The following is a 20,404-nucleotide window of genomic DNA, read 5'->3' as shown; positions in this document are numbered from 1 at the left end:
TGGCTTGTATCAGTCCTTTAAATGAAAAACGCTCACTAACTGGGTTAAATGATGGCCTTGCTGGCTTAGCGTGTGTGCAGTGGACTCGGATTGGGAAACCATATCACTGCTTTGATGGGTGGCCTGGCCAATGTGATTCATCGCCAGATTGACCTGACCAATGCCAGCCGCCTGCTCCTGTGCGGCAATATTGATTTCGCCCATTAGCGTTTTTACCTGCTCAATGTGGCTGACGATGTGCTGCATCGCTTCACGCGTCTGCTCTGAAAGCGTATGTCCCGCCGCGACTTTGTCGATTGAGGTCGTGATTAACGTATCGATCTCTTTCGCCGCCGTGGCGCTGCGTTGCGCCAGGGCGCGAACTTCCGCCGCTACCACTGCAAAGCCTTTGCCATGCTCACCGGCACGCGCGGCTTCAACCGCAGCGTTGAGCGCCAAAATATTGGTCTGGAAGGCAATGGATTCAATGACATGAGTGATGTCGACAATGCTCTGTGATGCGATGCGAATTTCAGTCATGGTTTCCACTGAGCGAGCGACAGTATTGCCACCCTGATCGACAGTGCTGGCCGCTTCACTCACCAGCGCCATGGCCTGGCGCACGTTGGCGGCGGTTTGTGCCACGGTCGCGCCAAACTGTTCCATGCTGGCAGAGGTCTCTTCCACGCTGCTGGCCTGACGACCAATCTGTTCGCTAATACTGGAGCTACTGGCCGCGATGGTATCCGTGCCCCGGCTGATATCACGCGCGGCATGGCGTACCTGGCTCACTACTTTCTCAAGCCCATCACCGATGCCATTGATGGCCGAGATCAGTTGGCCGATTTCATCCAGGCGTGAGGAGTCGAGATGCGCCTGCAAGTTACCGGCTGCATATTGTTCCGCGAGATGGATCACCTGCTGTAATGGGTGGGTAATCGCGCGGCGGCTGTACCACATAAAGCCCACGGCAAAGGCGATCACCAGTGCAAGGCCCATCGCCATAAACAGGTTACGGCTCTGAGTGATTGGCTCGAGCAGGCTGGCGCGACTGACTTCCCCGGCAATCACCCAGTTCCAACCCGGCAGTTGTTGCCACGCCAGCAGTTTGGTTTCGCCATCGAGTTCAATACTCAGCAAGCCTTTTGGCTGCGTGAGCAACTGTTGTTGCACGGCGGAATTCCAGCGCGGTAATTGGCCTTCTGATTGGCGATCAAACAGATACTGTCCTTGTGTGCTACCCGGCGCACCATTCAGCACAAAGAAGCTGCCCCTATCACCGAGATGGCGTGCCAGCACTTTGTCACGCATCAGCGCATATTGCGCATCGATTTGCACACCCACGAACAGAATGGCGATCACGCTACCACTGTCGTCCTTAACGGGCTGATACTGCGTGATATAACGATGGCCAAACAGGGTTGTTAAGCCACGATACACTTCCCCTTGATTCACGCTGCGCCATGCCGCGCTGCTGCGATCCAGTTTGGTGCCTATCGCGCGGTTGCCATCTTCCTTTTTCAATGAGGTGGCGATACGGACATAATCCTCACCGTCGCGCACAAAAATGGTCGATACCGCGCTGGTGCGGTCCAGAAAATCATCCACCGCGATTTGATCCAGATTAAGGGTTTTCAGCCCTGCGCGCAGGGTCGGGGTGCTGAACTCACCCACCTGAATGCGTTCGCTTTCATCACGGCTAAAGCGCTTGGGCAGAAAGCTCTGGAACAGTCTGGTGTAATTCGCCACTTCTTCTGACAAGGTGGCATTGAACATCGTGGCCATCTCATTGATGCCGGATACCTGATTCTGCATATCGTCTGTGGCGAGTTGTTCCAGTTGACGAGCGGCGTTATGGCTGAGGGTCAAAGTGAGGGCAAACAGCACAATGGCTACGCTGATAGACGTCAATACAGACAGTTTAATGCCAAGACTCATGGCGCTGAGAGAGAGACGCTTCATAAAGTACCTATTAAAGAATATTTGAGGGGGTACAAGATCAACGGCAAATGCAGCAAAAGGTTTAGTACAGAAATTATTCTGATTACATGTGAAGTCGCTCGCGTTTTGCCGTTCAGCGCTTACACTGTGACGGGTGATAATCATTCTCAACGGAGGCGGTATGATTGAGTTGGCGACGGAGAACCTGGCCGGTATTGAATGCATTCACGCAGCCCCCGCAGGACAGCGGCAGGCGTGTTTACCCACCATCCTGTTTTATCACGGCTTTACGTCATCGAAAGAGGTGTATAGCTACTTTGCGGTGGCGCTGGCCCAGGCGGGTTTTCGCGTGGTGATGCCGGATGCTGACATGCACGGTTCTCGCTACAACGGTGACACCGAAATGCGTATGACGCACTTCTGGGAGATCCTTAGACAGAACATTGACGAAGTCCCGTTGCTAGAAGCTGCACTGCGTGAGAAAGATTGGATTGCTGATGAGCGTTTTGCGGTGGCCGGGGCCTCGATGGGTGGCATGACGGCACTGGGTGCGATGGCGCGCTATCCGCAGATTCACAGCATCGCTTGCATGATGGGCTCGGGCTACTTTATGCAACTCAGCCATACCCTGTTTCCCCCCTTGGTGGCACGTACTCCCGAGCAAAAGGAGACGTTTGCCGCGCGTATGGCACCCTTGGCACCTTACGATCCCAGTCAGCAATTAGACAAGTTGGCTAATCGCCCCTTGCTGCTGTGGCACGGTGAAGCTGATGAGGTGGTGCCGTTTGCCGAAACGGTCCGGCTGGAGAAAGCGCTACGTGACGCGCAGTTGGACGGGAATATGACCTACCTTTCGGAAAAGCAGATCGGCCACAAAATTACGCCATCCGCGCTTACCGCATTGGTGAGCTTTTTCAAACATCATCTGTAGAAACAACTCGGGCTGGCAAACGATGCCAGCCCGTTACGTCATCCGATATTACAGTTGTGAAGCCAAACGATCTGCTGCACTGGTATTCGCACTGACTGGGTTACTACTGCCAGGCGTATCCAGCCGGTTGACGTAGACATAGCCTGAAGCCGCATTGCTGCTGTTACTTCTCATCTGCTGCGCATAGTCAGCGGAGCTGGCAAGAGCGGGTGTAGACAGGAAGAGACCCAGTAAAGTGGCGAAAATGAGGGTTTTCATTATCGACCTCCTACTCACAGGGATTTCACTCTCAGACGCGCCGAATAAGCCAAACCGTTGCGTCTGTAAATAGTTTAGTTGTTTGCCACATTGATGCCAGATCGTCCCATTGAACGCCTCCATCAGTGATTTTGAACAAACCCTCGCTAACCTGCTGAATCCTAATCCTTAGCACATAATGTGCGCTTAACTGGCACGACTCCCGCGATTTGATGAATTGTGCGCTTGAGTTTCTAGGGGGACGCCAGTATGATTACGCGTCAATTTTTCAGCTGCATTCAGAGGTGTGTTTCATTTAAATGACTCACAACCTATAACGTTCCTTGCTTCCATGGGCCGCAGCTGACCCCGACAGGAGGCTGAATAATCCGTAAGGAGCTATCGATGCGTCATTACGAAATCGTATTTATGGTCCATCCTGACCAGAGCGAACAGGTTCCAGGTATGATCGAGCGTTACACTGGTGCTATCACCGGTGCACAAGGCACGATTCACCGTCTGGAAGACTGGGGCCGCCGTCAGCTGGCTTACCCAATCAACAAACTGCACAAAGCTCACTATGTTCTGCTGAACGTAGAAGCGCCGCAGGAAGTGATTGACGAGCTGGAAACTAACTTCCGCTTCAACGACGCCGTTATCCGCAGCATGGTTATGCGCGTTAAGCACGCGGTAACTGAAGCATCTCCGATGGTTAAAGCGAAAGATGAGCGTCGTGATCGTCGCGAAGACTTCGCTAACGAATCATCAGATGACTCAGATGCTGGGGATTCTGAAGAGTAATCCGACATGACGGCAAATCGACTGCGCCTGTCAGGCACTGTGTGCAAGACGCCAGTTCGAAAAGTCAGTCCGTCAGGGATTCCTCACTGCCAGTTCGTGCTTGAGCATCGTTCTGTGCAGGAGGAAGCCGGTTTTCACCGGCAAGCCTGGTGTCAGATGCCGGTGATTATCAGCGGCAGCACCCATCAGGTGATTACTCAACATATAACGGTCGGTACGCAACTCGTTCTCGAAGGTTTCATTAGCTGCCATCAGGCACGCAATGGTCAGAGCAGAATGGTGTTACATGCCGAGCAGATTGAATTGATAGATTCTGGAGACTAGCCAAATGGCACGTTATTTCCGTCGTCGCAAATTCTGCCGTTTCACCGCGGAAGGCGTTGTAGAGATTGATTACAAAGATATCGCTACACTGAAAAACTACATTACCGAAAGCGGTAAAATTGTCCCGAGCCGTATCACCGGTACTCGTGCAAAATACCAGCGTCAGCTCGCTCGTTGCATCAAGCGCGCTCGCTACCTGTCCCTGCTGCCATACACTGATCGTCATCAGTAATTGGTAGTTGTCCATTAACGACTTTAAGAGGATAAGGTAATGCAAGTTATTCTGCTTGATAAAGTAGCAAACCTGGGCAGCCTGGGTGATCAGGTTAACGTTAAAGCGGGCTACGCTCGTAACTTCCTGGTTCCACAGGGTAAAGCTGTTCCTGCTACCAAGAAAAACGTTGAGTTCTTCGAAACACGTCGCGCTGAACTGGAAGCCAAACTGGCTGACGTTCTGGCTGCTGCTAACGCACGTGCAGAGAAAATCAACGCACTGGGCACCGTTACCATCGCGTCTAAATCAGGCGACGAAGGTAAACTGTTCGGTTCAATCGGTACCCGTGACATCGCTGACGCAGTAACTGCAGCTGGCGTTGAAGTGGCTAAGAGCGAAGTGCGTCTGCCAAACGGCGTTCTGCGTTCTACCGGTGAGCACGAAGTTGACTTCCAGGTTCATAGCGAAGTGTTCGCTAAACTGGTTGTGAATGTCGTGGCTGAGTAATCTACTCTAAATAATTCAAGGTGCGGGAAGGCGGCAAGGGAATGAATCTCAGGAGCTTACTTAGGTAAGTGACTGGGGTGAATGAGCGAAGCCAACGCATCAGCAACTTGAAGTATGACGAGTATACTCGGTAACGCGAAAACGCCGGCCATGTGCCGGCGTTTTTGTTTCTGCGATTTACTGGGCGCGGATAAAGCTGCCGTCGGGCTGACGGGTAAACAGCACCGGTCCGTCACTGCCATCTACCGTTAAGCCTGTCACCACGCCTTGCGCATTCTGGCGCACCTTCACCTGCTGTCCGTTTTTTAGTGCGCTGAGCGGCTGATCGCTGCCTTCCACGCGCGCCATCGCGAACACGTCATTTACCGGCAGATTATTGTCGCGGAACAGCTGTGCCAGTGTCTGACCTGATGCCACGGTGTAGCTGTGCCATTCACCTTGGGAATCTGCTTTCGGCGGCTGCTTGTTGTCGTAAATCTCGGCCTGCAGTGGAACCTCTTTGCTGCTGTTCTCCGCTTGGCGTTCAATCGGATATTGCGGTGTGCTGCTGGGCCAGAGAAAGGCGAGCAGGAGCACCAGCAGAGCAATCACAATACCGCGACGATGAAAGGCGGGAAGCGGATCCATCCAGCGCACATTATCCAGCAGATGCCAGACACGTAACAGCACGGCGGGAACGCGGGAAGGGGTGTCAGAAGCCATTCTTGAATCCTCCTCGCTGGCGGCCTTGCGTTTCATCTGCGGCAGCCAACGTTGCAACCTCGGTAATGTAAAAGTACGCGGTGCGCGCGTCCTGCGACGTCGTGGGGCGATTTGGCCCATGTATTCTCTCTTTCTTAGCGCTACAGCTATAGTATGGGCAATACGGGCGCGAAGTGCCTGCCAGCATTGAAAAATTTGACCTGTGTATTGTTTCTCTTTCGCTGAGAAATGTCATCTCTGCCGCTGCAGATTTTACGCCAGCCGCCCGCGCTGTTATGCTGCCGTTTCTATTTTCTCCGGGATTAAGGAATCAAAATGACCACCCCTTCATTCGACAGCGTCGAATCACAAGCAAGTTACGGTATCGGTTTACAGGTTGGCCAGCAGCTGCAGGAATCTGGACTGCAGGGTCTGCAGCCGGAAGCACTGCTTGCGGGTCTGCGTGATGCGCTGGAAGGCAACTCACCGGCTGTCCCTGTTGATGTGGTACACCGCGCGCTGCGTGAAGTGCACGAACGTGCGGAAGGCGTGCGTCGTGAGCGCGTTGAAGCTATGGCTGCTGATGGCCATAAATTCCTGGAGCAGAACGCTCAGCGTGAAGGCGTGAGCAGCACGGAATCTGGTTTACAGTTCAGCGTGATCACTCAAGGCGATGGCCCAATCCCATCTCGTCAGGATCGTGTCCGTGTGCACTACACTGGCAAGCTGATCGACGGTACGGTGTTTGATAGCTCAGTGGCACGCGGCGAACCGGCTGAATTCCCGGTAAGCGGCGTGATCGCGGGCTGGATTGAAGCGCTGACCCTGATGCCAGTAGGTTCTAAGTGGGAATTAGTGATTCCACAAAACCTCGCCTACGGTGAGCGCGGTGCTGGCGCATCCATCCCGCCATTCAGCACTCTGGTGTTCGAAGTCGAGCTGCTGGAAATTCTGTAAGCATTCAGCAATTCATTAAAACCGGCATAAATGCCGGTTTTTTTTGTTTGTAAATCTGGCTGATCTTTATCCGATGGGCTAATACAATGAGCGAATCGAATGATTTAAGCGGAAGGTGCGAAATGTATTTACTCTCTGCCAACGAAGCTAAAACACAATTTGGGGATATGCTTCTCAAAGCTCAGCGTGAACCGGTACAAATCAGTCGGAACGGAAAACCTGTCGCCGTTGTCATATCTGCTGAAGAGTTTCAGGCAATTGAACTCATGAAGCAGCAGTTTTTGCAGGAAAAAATTGTCCGAGCCAGAGAAGACGTTGCCAACGGGCGACTGACCGATGGTGAAACATTTTTCAATCAACTACTGGATTAAATGGCCAAATTTAAGCTCACGGATGAAGCGCGGCAGGATCTTGTCGATATTCGTCAATTCACTTTACAGCACTGGGGCGAAGCGCAGTCTCATCAATACTTGAGACGTTTGCAGCGCACATTGCATACGCTGTCTGAACTGCCAACAATGGGGATCAGCAGAGCATCCGATCTTGCAGAAGGCGTACTCAGTTTTCCCTTTGTGAGTCATATGATTTATTACCAGGCAATCCAACAGGGAATTATTGTGCTCGCGGTGATGCATCAAAGCCGGGTGCCCTCCCTTCATTTGGCAGCCCGGCTATAGCCTGTTACTGCTTCTGCAAATCCACCTGCCAAATCGCAAAGCCAATCTCGTCACTGCCCACCGCTTTCATCGGATAATCAGCGTACTTCTCAATAAACTGCGTGGCTTTCTCGCCCGGTGCGGTTTCAAAGCGAATATCCAGCGGCGTATCGCTGTGAATCGGCGCTAAACGCCAATTATGATCGGCCTGCGGTTTCACTTCGCCATGCGCTTTGGTTTCGCTGCTGATATAAGCCGCGACTACCGAACGGTTCTCATCCGGTGAAGCAAACGCGACATATTTATCGCCCGTGCCAGCAAACTTCCCGCCATAAGCGCGATAGTTGTTGGTGGCGACCAGGAAGGTGGCATTAGGGTCGATAGGCTTGCCCTGCCACATCAGGTCTTTAATGCGTGATGCGTCTTTGTTGATCAACGCACACTCACCGTCGTAGCGTGCGGGTTGTGTCACGTCGATTTGATACTGCACACCATCAATCACATCAAAGTTATAGGTGCGGAAATCCCAGTTGATCAGCGCTTGCGGCTTACTGCTGTGAGGGTCGATCTGATTAAACTGTGCAGCCGAACACTCCAACCACTCTTTCACCTGCGCACCGCTGACTTTCATCACCACCAGGGTATTGGGATAAAGATAGAGATCGGCGGCGTTACGGAAGGTAAGTTCGCCTTTTTCCACTTCGGTATAGCTGGCGGGATCGTTTTTACGGCCACCTGCCTTGAATGGCGCGGCAGCAGAAAGTACCGGTAGCCGCCCTAAATCGGGATCGCCCTGAATAAAGTGCTCTACATAAGCGCGCTGCGCATTATTGACGATCTGCACAGTGGGATCGTCCTGCACCAACGACAGATAGCTGTACATCACATCAGCCGATTTACCGATAGGTTTGGCGACAAACTCACGCGTGGCGCGATGATCCTGTTCCAGCACTTTCACCAGACTTGTGTCTTCCGCCGCCAGCGACTTTTTGGCGACGGGATCATAGATAGGCCGTGCTTCAGCTTTGCCCTGTGTAACCTGCCATTTGCCACCCTCGTTATTCAGCACCAAATCGACCACACCGAGATGATCACCCCACATGCCAGGCATCACCGAGGGAACACCGTTCAATGTGCCTTGTGCGATGTCAGCACCTTTAATCGCGGCGAACTCTTTGCTGGGGAAAACGGCATGCGCGTGACCGAACATAATGGCGTTAATGCCGGGCACCTTGCTAAGGTAGTAGACCGAATTTTCCGCCATGGCGTGATAGGGCTCACTGCTTAATCCCGAGTGTGGAATGGCGATGATTATTTCAGCACCTTTTGCGCGCATTTCCGGCACATAGCGCTTCGCTGTTTCCGTGATGTCATCAACGCGCACTTTGCCCTGCAGATTGTTGCGATCCCACACCATAATCTGCGGCGGAACGAAGCCGATGTAGCCAATTTTTAAGCGATGCGCGTTGCCGCTGCGGTCGGTAACGGTGGTTTCTTTGATTAAGTAGGGGGTGAACAGCGGTTTTCCGCTCTTTTCATCGATAATGTTGGCATTGACGTAGGGGAAACGCGCGCCGGCAATCGCTTTCTGCAAATAGGGCAATCCATAATTGAATTCGTGATTTCCCAGGTTGCCAACCTCATAGTTCAATGTGTTCATCGCTTTGTAAACCGGATGCACATCGCCCTTTTTCAATCCCTTAGCGGCCATGTAATCGCCCAGTGGACTGCCCTGAATGATGTCACCGTTATCGACCAGCACACTGTTTTTCGCTTCTGCACGCGCTTGCTGAATCAGCGAGGCGGTTCGTACTAAACCGAATTTCTCCGTTGGCGTGTCTTTGTAGTAATCGAAATCCATCATATTGCTGTGCAGATCGGTGGTTTCCAGAATGCGCAGATCCACGGTAGCGGCTTGCACGGAGGCGGCTGTCACACACAGCGCCAGTAACGACATGCTCGCTTTGAACATGGCTTTCTCCTTGTTTTACTAGTGGGCCTCCCAAAATAATGTAAAACGATTACGATTTATCATTTCAATTTGTGATGTAACCCGTACTTTTGCACCGTTTCCTTCACTCGCCATGAACATCGACTGATTCAGCATCGCGCGATAGCCGCCGCTTGTTAACTATGGTATTGATAATCAAATAGATTACCGAGCCCGTCAGAGCCATGAGACGCAGCTGCTAAACTCAAGAGAAGTTGGCTGCCGATGTGTGACAGGCAGAATCAGAGAATAAGAGGTGGAAAATGTTAGAGAAAATTTGCCAGCTAGCCCGTGAAGCGGGTGATGCAATCATGCAGGTTTACGATGGCGCGCAGCCAATGGACGTGACACGCAAATCGGATGACTCCCCCGTCACTGCGGCCGATCTTGCGGCCCATCATGTCATCATCGAGGGTCTTACGGCATTGTCACCGGGCGTACCGGTGCTGTCCGAAGAAGATCCACCCAGCTGGGAAGTGCGTCAGCATTGGACCCAATATTGGCTGGTCGATCCCCTTGATGGCACGAAAGAGTTTATAAAGCGTAACGGTGAGTTCACGGTCAATATCGCGCTGATTGAAAACGGTAAGCCGGTGTTGGGTGTGGTGTATGCGCCTGCGCTAGCAGTGATGTATTCCGCTGCAGAAGGTAAGGCGTGGAAAGAAGAGGGCGGCCATAAAACCCAGATTCAGGTGCGTGAAGCGCGTCCTTTACTGGTGGTCGTTAGCCGCTCGCACTTCGACAAGGATGAAGAGCTTAAAGAGTATCTTACACAGCTGGGCGAGCACCAAACCACCGCGATTGGTTCGTCACTGAAGTTTTGCCTGGTGGCTGAAGGGAAAGCACAACTTTATCCGCGTTTTGGACCGACCAACATCTGGGATACCGGTGCAGGCCACGCTGTGGCGATTGCCGCTGGCGCGCATGTGCATGACTGGCAGGGAAAAACGCTGGATTATGCACCGCGTGAATCTTTCCTGAATCCGGGTTTTCGCGTCTCGCTGTTTTGATTCCTGGCGCGCATAAATGCGCAGCCTACGAAAATTGCACTCAGCCATTTCGCGATTAAAATCCGAAATGGCTAAAGATATTCAGTCGGGCAATGCAGGGGCGCCATTGATGGCGCCCTATGTTTTACTGCAAAAGCTGGCGAATTAGCGTCATCGCCTGCTGCACTTCATCTTGTGTCAACGCTCCCTCTTTGGCGTAACGGACATGTCCGGTTTTATCCAGCACCACAATGGCTGAACCGCCTTTCTCCAAATCCCAAACCTTACGCACGTTGCCGTTGCTGTCGACGATAAACTGCGACCAAGGGTATTGCTGCTTGTTGCTCTCAATACTACTGCGCACAAACATACCGGTACCGGGAATCGCATCATCAGTGTTCACAATGGTGGTGGTCTGGTAACGGTCATGCGGGAATTTTGCCGCTTTGATGGCCTCAATCAGCGCGGCATTCTGCTCTTTGGCGGAAGAACGTCCGGCAATATGTAAGATGACTCGCACTTTTCCACTTAGCTGCGCGCTATTCCAGGGCTGATAGCTAAACTTATCTTGTTGATAAAGCAGCTCACCTCTATCGCTCACGCCAACCGGTGGGACGCGATCGCCAAGCTTAATGGCGTGGGCTGAGACAAGGGCAGGGGCCAGCAGTGCCAGTGCTATCAGAGAGTGTACCAAACGCATGGTGATGCTCCTTAGTGATCCGACCAGTTATTCATGTTTCTGCAATATTAGGCGTGGATGATGCGCCTGTCGCGATGAGTTAACAGCTTTGCAACCCACGCCACAATTCCTTAATGAGTGAAGGTTTATACTGGTTAATGTGAGCGTCATAACAGAGTGTTCTGTAATGATGTGTCAATTCAGTAAAAAATTCACTTTTTCGGAACATACGCAACGAATCATGTTCTATATTTATGCCTCATTTGCGCTTCATGGGCTCGTACCGAATTTGGCAACGGCGAAGCGTATTACATCTGTTCAGGAGTTAAACAGCATGAAAATCTTCCAGCGCTATAATCCGCTGCAAATTGCGAAATACGTAAAAACGCTATTTAAAGGAAGGTTGTACATCAAGGATGTTGGCGCGTTTGAGTTTGATAAAGGCAAAGTGATGTTGCCACGCGTCAAAGATAAACAGCATCTCAGCGTGATGTCTGAAATCAATCGCCAGGTGCTGCGACTGCAAGCCGAGTACAACTAAGCAGTAAAAAGAAAGGGCGCCATGAAGTTAGGCGCCCTGTAGCGGCGCGATTAATCGCGCCTTGTTTTTTTCTATTGCTGAGGATTATGGCGACTCAAGCTCATCCGTGATGCTCTTGGTCACACTCAGCACGGGCGGACGCTCATCAATTCGCGTGACCAACAACTGGTCAATGCGATAACTGTCGATATCCACCACTTCAAATTTATACCCTGAGAACTTCACGAAATCAGTGCGTTTCGGGATTTTGCGCAGCATATACATCATAAAACCACCAATGGTTTCATAGTTGCCGGACTGTGGGAAATCATCGATATCCAGCACGCGCATCACGTCATCAATCGGTGTGCCGCCTTCAACCAGCCATGAGTTCTCATCACGTGCCACAATCTGCTCTTCCTGACCCTGGCCGACCAAATCACCCATTAGCGTGGTCATCACGTCGTTGAGGGTAATGATCCCCACCACCAACGCATATTCGTTCATGATGACCGCGAAGTCTTCGCCCGCGGTTTTAAAACTTTCTAACGCTTCTGAAAGTGTCAGTGTATCGGGCACGATCAATGCGGAGCGGATCTGCACACCGCTGCTGAGCGTTAAGCTTTGGTTGCCAAGCACCCGCAGCAGCAGCTCTTTTGAATCGACGTAACCGACGATGTGGTCGATATCGCCATCGCACACCAGGAATTTAGAATGAGGGTGTTGAGCGATTTTGGTTTTCAGGCTGTTTTCATCTTCATGCAAATCGAACCAGACGACGTTCTCACGAGATGTCATTGACGAGGGCACCGTGCGCGATTCCAGTTCAAACACGTTCTCAATCAGCTCATGCTCTTGCTTACGTAACACCCCCGCCAGCGCACCCGCTTCCACTACGGCATAGATATCATCTGACGTGATGTCATCTTTCCGCACCATGGGCAGTTTGAATATACGGAAGAACACGTTCGCCAGACCGTTGAACAGCCATACCAGCGGCCGCATCACCAGCAAACAGAAGCGCATCGGGTTGATGATACGCAGTGCCACGGCTTCTGGCGCTATCATACCGACGCGCTTTGGCGTGAGGTCGGCAAACAGGATAAACAGGCTGGTGACCACGGTGAAGGAGCAGATAAAGCTGAGCTGCTCGGCCAGGTCGGCGGGCATAAAGCGCGTGAACAGGCTATTGAAGGCGGGAGAGAAAGCCGCATCGCCGACAATACCACCGAGGATGGCCACGGCATTCAGGCCAATCTGCACCACGGTAAAGAACATGCCAGGCTGTTCCTGCATTTTCAGTACGCGCTGCGCGTTGATGTTGCCTTCATCGGCCAGCAGTTTCAGTTTGATCTTACGGGCAGCCGCCAGCGAGATCTCAGAAAGAGAAAAGAATGAACTGATCACAATCAGTAAAAGAATGACAAGTAAGCTATCGAGCATAAAAGATCCGTTGGGTTAATCACTTGTCATTTTTGGCCTGGGCAGCGCAGGAGAACATCCAGTATTCGCCTGTCATACAGGGCTATCCGTGCCAAAAATGTCTGCGCCATTTCGACAAGGAACGTGAACGTCGGGGCAGAAAGGAAAGCAGGTCATGCCTGCTGGGTGCTGATTATAGCAGCAGCGCTTATGCCGCCGCCAGAGGCGCGCACAAGGAGGTCGGAATAATCCGAGTGCGCGACCCACAGTCGCAGAAGTGCGGCTTCGGTGTTGTATCGCCCCCCCCATTTACCGACAATAGGAAATGATTTGGCTTAGTGACCATTTTTCCTCAGCCATCCGCCAAAAAGAGCGGCTATGCTGATGGGTAAGCGAGTGGTGGTGATAGCCTCCGATGAGAAATAACGCCCCTGCGGAATAAGGGGCAGGCATTATTAACAGGAGTACGCGTGCCGCGATTGCATATTTATTGTTTGGCCAGCCTGTTGCTTGCTGCACCTGCTGTTGAGGCAGCGAAGGTGCGCTTGCAGCTTGAAGGGCTAACCGGGGATTTACAGAAGAACGTCAGGGCGCGCTTGTCTACCATTGGTACTGACGAAGTATCGAGCGATGGGCGCTTCCAGGCGCGTGTCTCGCAGGCGATCAAAGAAGGTTTGCGGGCACTCGGTTATTACGAACCCGAAATCGATTTCGAGTCGCGTCCTGCACCGCCACAGGGTGGCAGGCCGGTGCTGATTGCCCACGTCAAACCGGGTGAACCGGTGAAAATTGGTGGCAGTCACATTGTGGTCGAAGGTGCCGCCAGAAACGATGACGATTACAAAGCTTGGGTAAAACAGGGCACGCCGAAAATCGGCACTCAACTGAATCACGGCGAATACGACAAATTTAAAAACGGCTTCTCCAGCCTGGCACTGCGTAATGGTTACTTCGACGGTGACTTTAAGCAAAGCCAGCTTGGCGTTTCGGTCGAAAGACGCGAAGCATTCTGGGATATCGACTACGACAGTGGCCCGCGCTACCGTTTTGGCGATGTCAGTTTCCAGGGCTCGCAAATCAACGAAGCCTATCTGCGTAACCTTGTGCCGTTTAAAAAAGGCGATCCGTACAGCTCGCGCGATTTGGCGGAATTAAACCGTCGTTTATCCGCAACGGGCTGGTTTAACTCGGTGGTCGTCGCTCCTGAATTCGACAAAGGTCGTCAGACCAAAGTGCTACCGCTCAATGCGGCGGTATCGCCACGGGTTGAGAATACCATCGAAGCCGGTGTGGGCTATTCCACCGACGTCGGCCCGCGCCTGAAAGGCACGTGGAAAAAACCCTGGATTAACAGCAGCGGTCATAGTCTGACTGCCAGCTCCTATATTTCCGCGCCTGAACAACAGCTCGATCTCAGCTATAAAGTGCCCTTGCTGAAAAGCCCGCTGGAGCAGTATTACACCTTCTCTGGTGGCCTGAAGCGTACCGATCTCAACGACACCAAAGCGGACACCACCACGTTGGGCGTGTCGCGCAACTGGGACAGTAGCTCCGGCTGGCAGCGCGCAGTTAACCTGAAATGGAGTCTTGATCACTTCACCCAAGGCAGTGTGACCAACACCACCATGCTGCTCTATCCGGGCGTGAGTCTGAGCCGCACGCGTTCGCGCGGAGGCTTGATGCCGACCTGGGGTGATTCACAGCGCTATTCAGTGGATGTCTCTGATACCACCTGGGGATCGGATGTCGACTTCCTGATCCTGCAGGCGCAAAACGTCTGGATCCGTATGCTGGGTGAGAAAAATCGCTTTGTGGTGCGCGGTAACCTTGGCTGGATCGAAACCAACGATTTCGACAAAGTTCCGCCAGACCTGCGCTTCTTCGCCGGGGGCGACCGCAGCATTCGTGGTTACAAATACAAAGATGTCTCGCCGCGCGACAGCGACGGCAAGTTGACCGGTGCGTCAAAAATGGCCACCGGCTCGCTGGAGTACCAGTACAACGTGACCGGCAAGTGGTGGGGTGCGGTGTTTGTCGATTCGGGTGAAGCGGTAAATGACATCAAGCAAAGCGATTTCAAAACCGGCGCCGGTGTTGGCGTGCGCTGGGCTTCACCGGTGGGACCGATCAAATTTGATATCGCACGACCGATTGGCGATGACAAGGAACATGGTTTGCAATTCTATGTAGGACTGGGGCCTGAACTATGAAGCTGTGGAAAAAGCTCCTGATTGGGTTCGGTATTTTTCTGGTGGTGCTGTTTGGCAGTATCGCGTTTCTGATTGGCACCACGCCTGGGCTGCATCTGTTGTTGAAAGGCGCCGATCGTTGGGTGCCAGGTTTGTCGATCAACAAAGTCGAAGGCGGCTGGCGCGATCTCACCCTGAGCGGCGTGAAGTATGAGATGCCGGGCGTGAGCGTGGATGCCGGGCGCTTCCATCTGGCGCTCAATCTTAACTGCCTGCTGCACTCGTCAGTGTGCGTTAACGACATTGGCCTGCAGGATGTTAGCGTGGTAGTGGATAGCAAGAAAATGGCTCCTGCTGCTGCGCCTCCGCCGCCAGAAGAGAGCGGCAGCACCAACCTGAGTACGCCGTATCCTATTACGCTGAACAAGGTCGGCCTGCATAACATCAATGTGAAGGTGGATGATACGTCCATTTCACTGCTGGACTTCACCACTGGCCTCAACTGGCAGGGACGCGCGCTGACGTTAACCCCAACGCATATTCAAAGTCTGCTGATAGCGTTGCCTAAGGCGGCTAAAGTGGTTGATGAGCAAGTGGTGCAGCCGAAAGTACAGCAGCCGCAGCCGGATGAGAAACCCTTGGGTGAAACGCTGCAAGAGATGTTCGCCAAACCGCTGTTACCCGAACTGCCTGACTTCCAGCTGCCGCTGGATATTACCGTACAGGAGCTGCTCGGCGAACAGTTGCGCTTGACCGGCGATACCGATGTGTCGATTACCCGTCTGTTGCTGAAAGCCAAAACCGCCGACCGCCATCTTCAGTTAGAAACCTTTGATATTGATTCACCGCAAGGGCAGTTGAACGCCAGCGGTGATGCGCAGTTGGCGGATAACTGGCCAGTGAATTTCGCGCTCAGCGGATCGTTAAATCTCGATCCGATCAAGGGCGAGAAGATCAAAATGAATCTCAGCGGGGCGATGCGTGAAGAGCTTAAGCTGGGGCTGAATCTCTCTGGCCCGGTCCGCGCACAGCTGGATGCCGCTGCGCAACCGGCGGTGGCGGGTCTGCCACTGTCACTGAAACTCACCAGCCCGGAGTTGCGCTGGCCGCTTACCGGCCCGGTGCAGTATCAGGCGGATAACCTGGATTATCAGTTCAAAGGCAAAGCTACTGATTACGTGATGTCACTGCGCACCGCTGTGAAAGGTGAAGGCGTGCCGCCCGCGACCCTTTCGCTCGACGGGAAAGGCAACGTGCAGCAGTTCAGTCTGGACAAGCTGCGCGTGGCGGCATTGCAGGGCAATGTCGATTTGACGGCGCTGGTGGACTGGAGCAAAGCCATCAGCTGGCGCAGCGAATTGACGCTCTCCGGCATCAACACCGCCAAACAGTACCCGGATTGGCCAGCCAAACTCGATGGCAAGATAGCCACGCGTGGCAGCCTCTACGGCGGTAGCTGGCAGCTCAGCGTGCCGCAGCTGGAGCTGAAAGGGAACGTGAAGCAGAACGCCGTCAGCGCCAATGGCTCACTCACCGGCAACAGCTATAACCAGTGGAAAATCCCGGGCATTAATATCGCGCTGGGCCGCAACCATCTGGACGTGAAAGGTGAACTGGGCGACAAGCTCAACCTGGATGCCAATATCGATGCGCCGCATCTGGATAACGCACTGCCGGGACTCGGCGGCGTGGCGAAAGGCACGGTAAAAGCACGCGGCACCTTGCAGGCACCGCAACTGCTGGCCGATCTCACTGCAACCGGCTTGCGCTGGCAGCAGCTGCAGATTCGTCGTGTGGCGCTGGAAGGTGATGTGAAATCCAGCGATCAAATCGCCGGTAAGCTGCAACTGCGCATTGAGCAACTGCAACAGGACGCGCTGAAGATTAACCTGCTGACGCTGAATGCGGACGGCAACGAGAAGCAGCATCAGCTTAAGCTGAACGTGCAGGGCGAGCCGGTCTCCGGCCAGTTGGCACTCAACGGCAGCTTTGATCGCAAAACTGAACGCTGGCAGGGCAATCTCAACAACACGCACTTTGATACCCCGGTGGGCGAATGGCGTCTGACGCGTGCGATGGCGATTGATTACCTCAACAGCAAGCAGACCGCCACTATCGGGCCACACTGCTGGCAGAACCCGAACGCGCAGCTGTGTGTACCGGAGCCGATTGAAGCCGGGGCCAGCGGTCACGCCCATGTGGTGCTGAACCGCTTTGATTTGGCGATGATCGAACCTTTCCTCACCGATGCGACCAAACTGAACGGCGTGTTCAGTGGCGATGCACGGGTGAACTGGACGGCTGATGGCGCACTGCCAACCGGTACGGTCTCACTGAAGGGTAGCGGCGTTAAAGTCGAACAAGATGTGCAGGGCAACACGCTGCCGATTGCCTTCGATACGCTCAACCTGAATGCGGCGATGCGTAATGGACGTGCTCAGCTGGATTGGCTGATCCACATCGTCAACAACGGTCAGCTGAGCGGTAATGTGCAGATTGCCGATCCGCAAACCCGTCGTCAGCTGTCCGGCAACATCGGCATCAGCAATCTGTCGCTGGCGATGTTTAATCCGGCGTTGATGCAGGGTGAGAAGATCAAAGGCAACCTCAATAGCAACTTGCGTCTGGGCGGCACACTGCAACAGCCGCAGGTGTTTGGCCAGTTGGGGTTGAGCGATGTCAACGTGCAGGCCAGCTTTATGCCGGTCACACTCACCTCCGCCAATCTGAACATGGTGTTCAATGGCATGAGTTCGACGCTTAACGGCCTGTTACAGACGACGCAGGGCAACCTCAATCTGGGCGGCAATGCCGACTGGAGCCAGCTGGATAACTGGCGAGCGCGTATCACCGCGCAGGGCAACCGTATTCGCGTTACCGTGCCGCCGATGGTGCGCATGGACGTGTCGCCAGACCTGGTGTTTGAAGCCACGCCAGCCGCCTTTAATCTGGATGGTAAGGTCGATATTCCGTGGGCGCGCATCACGGTGCAGGAAGTGCCGGAAAGCGCCACTGGCGTCTCCTCGGATGAGGTGATGCTGGATAAAGATCTCAAGCCGATTCAACCGAAGACCGCCGCCATTCCGATCAACAGCAACCTAGTGATCCATGTCGGTAACGATGTGCGGCTGTCAGCCTTTGGTCTAAAAGCCAAGCTGAATGGCGATCTTAAACTGGTGCAGGATAAAACCGGTCTGGGCTTAAACGGACAGATCAATATTCCTGATGGCCGCTTCCACGCTTACGGGCAGGATCTGATTGTGCGTAAAGGCGAGTTGCAGTTTGCCGGGCCGCCAGATCAGCCGTACGTTAACCTTGAAGCGATACGTAACCCGGAAGCCACCGAAGATGATGTCACCGCCGGTATTCGCGTCACCGGCCTGGCCGATGAGCCGAAAGTCGAGGTGTTCTCTGACCCCGCCATGTCGCAGCAGGAAGCGCTTTCTTACTTATTACGCGGTCAGGGACTCAGCAGTGATGGCGACAGTAATGCATTAACTTCAGCACTTGTGGGGTTAGGGGTTGCACAAAGTGGTCAGGTTATGGGTAAAATCGGCGAGACATTCGGCGTCAGTAACCTCGCGCTTGATACCACCGGTGTGGGCGACAGCCAGCAGGTGCAGGTGAGCGGTTATGTACTGCCGGGTCTACAAGTAAAATACGGTGTTGGCATATTTGATTCACTGGCGACGTTAACCTTGCGTTACCGCCTGATGCCCAAACTCTATTTGGAAGCCGTGTCCGGTCTCGATCAGGCACTGGATTTGCTCTATCAGTTTGAGTTTTAGCAATGCGAATAATTGTCTACGGCAGTTTACGGCGCAAACAGGGAAACAGTCACTGGATGACGAATGCGCAATGGCTCGGCGACCATCAGATTGAAGGGTTTGCGCTCTACAATCTGGGTCACTACCCGGGCGTCGTTGAAGATGAGGGAACCGTCTTCTGCGAAGTGTATCGCATCGACGCCAGCACGCTGGGCGAACTCGATGCCTTGCGCACCAAGAATGGCGAATACAAACGCCAACTCATCCAGACGCCTTACGGCAGTGCCTGGCTGTATGTCTATCAGCGTTCGATTGCGGGTCGCACCCGCATTGCGAGCGGTGACTGGCTAAAGCGCGACGACGCACCCGAGGCATAAATAAAAACACCGTCCATTGGACGGTGTTTTTTTATGCTTGCGAGGCAGAGAAGATTATTTCTTCTGTGCGCGCTCGTAAGAAGAGATGATTTCAGCTTTGGCCGCTTCAGCGTTGTCCCAGCCGTCAACTTTTACCCATTTGCCTTTTTCCAGATCTTTGTAGTGCTCGAAGAAGTGGGTGATCTGCGCTTTCAGCAGTTCTGGCAGGTCGTTCACATCTTTGATGTGATCGTATTCTTTGCTCAGTTTGGTGTGCGGAACCGCAACCAGCTTGGCATCTTCGCCAGACTCGTCGGTCATTTTCAGCACGCCAACTGGACGGCAGCGAATCACTGAGCCCGGCACCAGCGGATACGGGGTTGGTACCAGCACGTCAACCGGATCACCATCCAGAGACAGGGTGTGGTTGATGTAGCCGTAGTTGCACGGATAGAACATGGCGGTAGACATGAAACGGTCTACAAACAGGGCGCCAGACTCTTTGTCCACTTCATATTTGATCGGATCGGCGTTAGCTGGGATCTCGATAACGACATAGATATCTTCTGGCAGTTCTTTACCTGCAGGCACCTGGTTCAAACTCATCTGGCTTTCCTTCATTGGTCGTATGTTGAGTGACGGCTATTATAGCCAACTGACTCTGAAAGTATGCCCCCTTTTTGGCGTTTCGGAATGCTCCAACGGCCTACTTAGCGGTGACAAACAGCGAGACAATCCCTGCAGCAATCAGTGGTCCGACCGGCACACCACGGAAAAAGGCCACACCAATCACCGTACCGATCAACAATCCACCAATCACCGAAGGCTGCACGCTCATAAAACTGACACCACGTCCGCCCAGCCAGGCCACAAACACCCCCACAATAATCGCCACGATCGATTGCCAGTTAGCAAATGACTTGAGCAAGGATGAAGCAGGCAGCGTCCCACTCGCCAGTGGCGCCATTACCGCGACGGTCAGAATAATAATACCGATCTGAATGCCTTGTTTTTCCACATACGGGAAGAACTGCGACAGCGGAGTGAGCTTAATGGCCAGTAGGATCAGAATCGAGATAGTGACAGCGCTGTTGTGAACGAAATAGCTCAGGACGGCGAGGCAGACCAGAATAATGGTAGAGGCATAAGCAGCCATGATTTCTCCCTGAAGATTGATGGATGCACGGGTCAGTGCCCGCGCTGACGTTTTTTTACGCCCCCATTTATCAACAATCAGTGGGACGGGTGCAACTGCCTTTGTTGA

The 20,404-nt window shown here is 53.3% G+C and carries 21 protein-coding genes; 13 read left to right on the top strand and 8 right to left on the bottom strand.

What is annotated here, in order from left to right:
• Window positions 1-9: 9 nt before the first annotated feature.
• A complete protein-coding gene (locus tag F3J38_RS18500) occupies window positions 10-1,941 on the bottom strand; it encodes a methyl-accepting chemotaxis protein (RefSeq protein ID WP_167140828.1) in 1,932 nt (643 codons plus the stop codon).
• A gap of 160 nt (window positions 1,942-2,101) precedes the next feature.
• On the opposite strand from F3J38_RS18500, the gene yjfP reads away from it, so the two are divergent.
• Entirely contained in the window at window positions 2,102-2,851 is a 750-nt protein-coding gene (yjfP, locus tag F3J38_RS18495) for an esterase (RefSeq protein ID WP_167140827.1), read from the top strand.
• 48 nt (window positions 2,852-2,899) lie between these two features.
• Here yjfP and F3J38_RS18490 read toward each other — a convergent pair whose 3' ends face one another.
• Window positions 2,900-3,109 (bottom strand): hypothetical protein, encoded by a 210-nt coding sequence (locus F3J38_RS18490; protein ID WP_084937238.1) that lies wholly within the window; start codon window positions 3,107-3,109, stop codon window positions 2,900-2,902.
• A gap of 384 nt (window positions 3,110-3,493) precedes the next feature.
• On the opposite strand from F3J38_RS18490, the gene rpsF reads away from it, so the two are divergent.
• From rpsF to rplI, 4 genes are read left to right on the top strand one after another with little or no spacing between them, the layout of a single operon-like run.
• Window positions 3,494-3,889, top strand: coding sequence for a 30S ribosomal protein S6 (rpsF, locus tag F3J38_RS18485; RefSeq protein ID WP_034829324.1), 396 nt, complete (start codon window positions 3,494-3,496; stop codon window positions 3,887-3,889).
• A gap of 6 nt (window positions 3,890-3,895) precedes the next feature.
• On the top strand, window positions 3,896-4,213 hold the full coding sequence (priB, locus tag F3J38_RS18480; protein ID WP_034829319.1) for a primosomal replication protein N: 318 nt from the start codon (window positions 3,896-3,898) through the stop codon (window positions 4,211-4,213).
• Between the two features lie 4 nt (window positions 4,214-4,217).
• Window positions 4,218-4,445 (top strand): 30S ribosomal protein S18, encoded by a 228-nt coding sequence (gene rpsR / locus F3J38_RS18475; RefSeq protein WP_002210155.1) that lies wholly within the window; start codon window positions 4,218-4,220, stop codon window positions 4,443-4,445.
• Window positions 4,446-4,484: 39 nt separating this feature from the next.
• Window positions 4,485-4,934 (top strand): 50S ribosomal protein L9, encoded by a 450-nt coding sequence (gene rplI, locus F3J38_RS18470; RefSeq protein WP_038644435.1) that lies wholly within the window; start codon window positions 4,485-4,487, stop codon window positions 4,932-4,934.
• Window positions 4,935-5,111: 177 nt separating this feature from the next.
• Here the strand turns inward: rplI and F3J38_RS18465 are convergent, their stop codons facing one another.
• Window positions 5,112-5,756 carry a LysM-like peptidoglycan-binding domain-containing protein gene (locus F3J38_RS18465; protein ID WP_167140826.1) on the bottom strand — a complete coding sequence of 215 codons (645 nt, stop codon included), beginning with the start codon at window positions 5,754-5,756 and terminating at the stop codon, window positions 5,112-5,114.
• A 195-nt stretch (window positions 5,757-5,951) separates the two neighbouring features.
• Between F3J38_RS18465 and bamJ the strand changes: the two genes are divergently transcribed.
• The 3 genes from bamJ (at window position 5,952) to F3J38_RS18450 (ending at window position 7,249) form a co-directional block, all read left to right on the top strand.
• Complete coding sequence (bamJ, locus tag F3J38_RS18460; protein ID WP_034829310.1) at window positions 5,952-6,572, top strand: BamJ family beta-barrel-assembly machinery protein; 621 nt, start codon at window positions 5,952-5,954, stop codon at window positions 6,570-6,572.
• Window positions 6,573-6,694: 122 nt separating this feature from the next.
• On the top strand, window positions 6,695-6,943 hold the full coding sequence (locus F3J38_RS18455) for a type II toxin-antitoxin system Phd/YefM family antitoxin (protein ID WP_167140825.1): 249 nt from the start codon (window positions 6,695-6,697) through the stop codon (window positions 6,941-6,943).
• Window positions 6,944-7,249, top strand: coding sequence for a type II toxin-antitoxin system RelE/ParE family toxin (locus F3J38_RS18450; protein ID WP_167140824.1), 306 nt, complete (start codon window positions 6,944-6,946; stop codon window positions 7,247-7,249).
• Between the two features lie 4 nt (window positions 7,250-7,253).
• On the opposite strand, the gene F3J38_RS18445 is transcribed toward F3J38_RS18450, so the two are convergent.
• Window positions 7,254-9,200 (bottom strand): bifunctional 2',3'-cyclic-nucleotide 2'-phosphodiesterase/3'-nucleotidase, encoded by a 1,947-nt coding sequence (locus tag F3J38_RS18445; protein WP_167140823.1) that lies wholly within the window; start codon window positions 9,198-9,200, stop codon window positions 7,254-7,256.
• A 281-nt stretch (window positions 9,201-9,481) separates the two neighbouring features.
• Here F3J38_RS18445 and cysQ point away from each other — a divergent pair, with 281 nt between their 5' ends.
• Window positions 9,482-10,228, top strand: a complete 747-nt coding sequence (gene cysQ / locus F3J38_RS18440) for a 3'(2'),5'-bisphosphate nucleotidase CysQ (protein WP_167140822.1) — start codon at window positions 9,482-9,484, stop codon at window positions 10,226-10,228.
• 124 nt (window positions 10,229-10,352) lie between these two features.
• On the opposite strand, the gene F3J38_RS18435 is transcribed toward cysQ, so the two are convergent.
• Window positions 10,353-10,907 carry a YtfJ family protein gene (locus F3J38_RS18435; protein WP_167140821.1) on the bottom strand — a complete coding sequence of 185 codons (555 nt, stop codon included), beginning with the start codon at window positions 10,905-10,907 and terminating at the stop codon, window positions 10,353-10,355.
• A 313-nt stretch (window positions 10,908-11,220) separates the two neighbouring features.
• Between F3J38_RS18435 and F3J38_RS18430 the strand changes: the two genes are divergently transcribed.
• A complete protein-coding gene (locus tag F3J38_RS18430; protein ID WP_031280153.1) occupies window positions 11,221-11,427 on the top strand; it encodes a DUF1107 domain-containing protein in 207 nt (68 codons plus the stop codon).
• Window positions 11,428-11,511: 84 nt separating this feature from the next.
• Here F3J38_RS18430 and paeA read toward each other — a convergent pair whose 3' ends face one another.
• Window positions 11,512-12,849, bottom strand: coding sequence for a polyamine export protein PaeA (paeA, locus tag F3J38_RS18425; RefSeq protein ID WP_167140820.1), 1,338 nt, complete (start codon window positions 12,847-12,849; stop codon window positions 11,512-11,514).
• 449 nt (window positions 12,850-13,298) lie between these two features.
• Here paeA and tamA point away from each other — a divergent pair, with 449 nt between their 5' ends.
• Genes tamA through F3J38_RS18410 form a run of 3 tightly spaced genes read left to right on the top strand, consistent with a single transcriptional unit; the run spans window position 13,299 to window position 19,161 of the window.
• Window positions 13,299-15,038, top strand: a complete 1,740-nt coding sequence (gene tamA / locus F3J38_RS18420; protein WP_167140819.1) for an autotransporter assembly complex protein TamA — start codon at window positions 13,299-13,301, stop codon at window positions 15,036-15,038.
• The gene (gene tamB, locus F3J38_RS18415; RefSeq protein ID WP_167140818.1) at window positions 15,035-18,805 is read left to right on the top strand and encodes an autotransporter assembly complex protein TamB; all 3,771 of its coding nucleotides are present in this window, start codon (window positions 15,035-15,037) and stop codon (window positions 18,803-18,805) included. Before tamA ends, tamB begins: the two co-directional genes overlap by 4 nt.
• 2 nt (window positions 18,806-18,807) lie before the next feature.
• Complete coding sequence (locus F3J38_RS18410; RefSeq protein WP_034829253.1) at window positions 18,808-19,161, top strand: gamma-glutamylcyclotransferase family protein; 354 nt, start codon at window positions 18,808-18,810, stop codon at window positions 19,159-19,161.
• A 54-nt stretch (window positions 19,162-19,215) separates the two neighbouring features.
• Here the strand turns inward: F3J38_RS18410 and ppa are convergent, their stop codons facing one another.
• Window positions 19,216-19,746, bottom strand: a complete 531-nt coding sequence (ppa, locus tag F3J38_RS18405; RefSeq protein ID WP_034829250.1) for an inorganic diphosphatase — start codon at window positions 19,744-19,746, stop codon at window positions 19,216-19,218.
• 100 nt (window positions 19,747-19,846) lie between these two features.
• Window positions 19,847-20,296 (bottom strand): DUF441 domain-containing protein, encoded by a 450-nt coding sequence (locus F3J38_RS18400; protein ID WP_038644476.1) that lies wholly within the window; start codon window positions 20,294-20,296, stop codon window positions 19,847-19,849.
• Between the last annotated feature and the right edge of the window lie 108 nt (window positions 20,297-20,404).

Source organism: Candidatus Pantoea formicae, assembly GCF_011752625.1.
GTDB lineage: Bacteria > Pseudomonadota > Gammaproteobacteria > Enterobacterales > Enterobacteriaceae > Pantoea > Pantoea formicae.
This window is presented reverse-complemented; position numbering and strand designations above follow the sequence as displayed.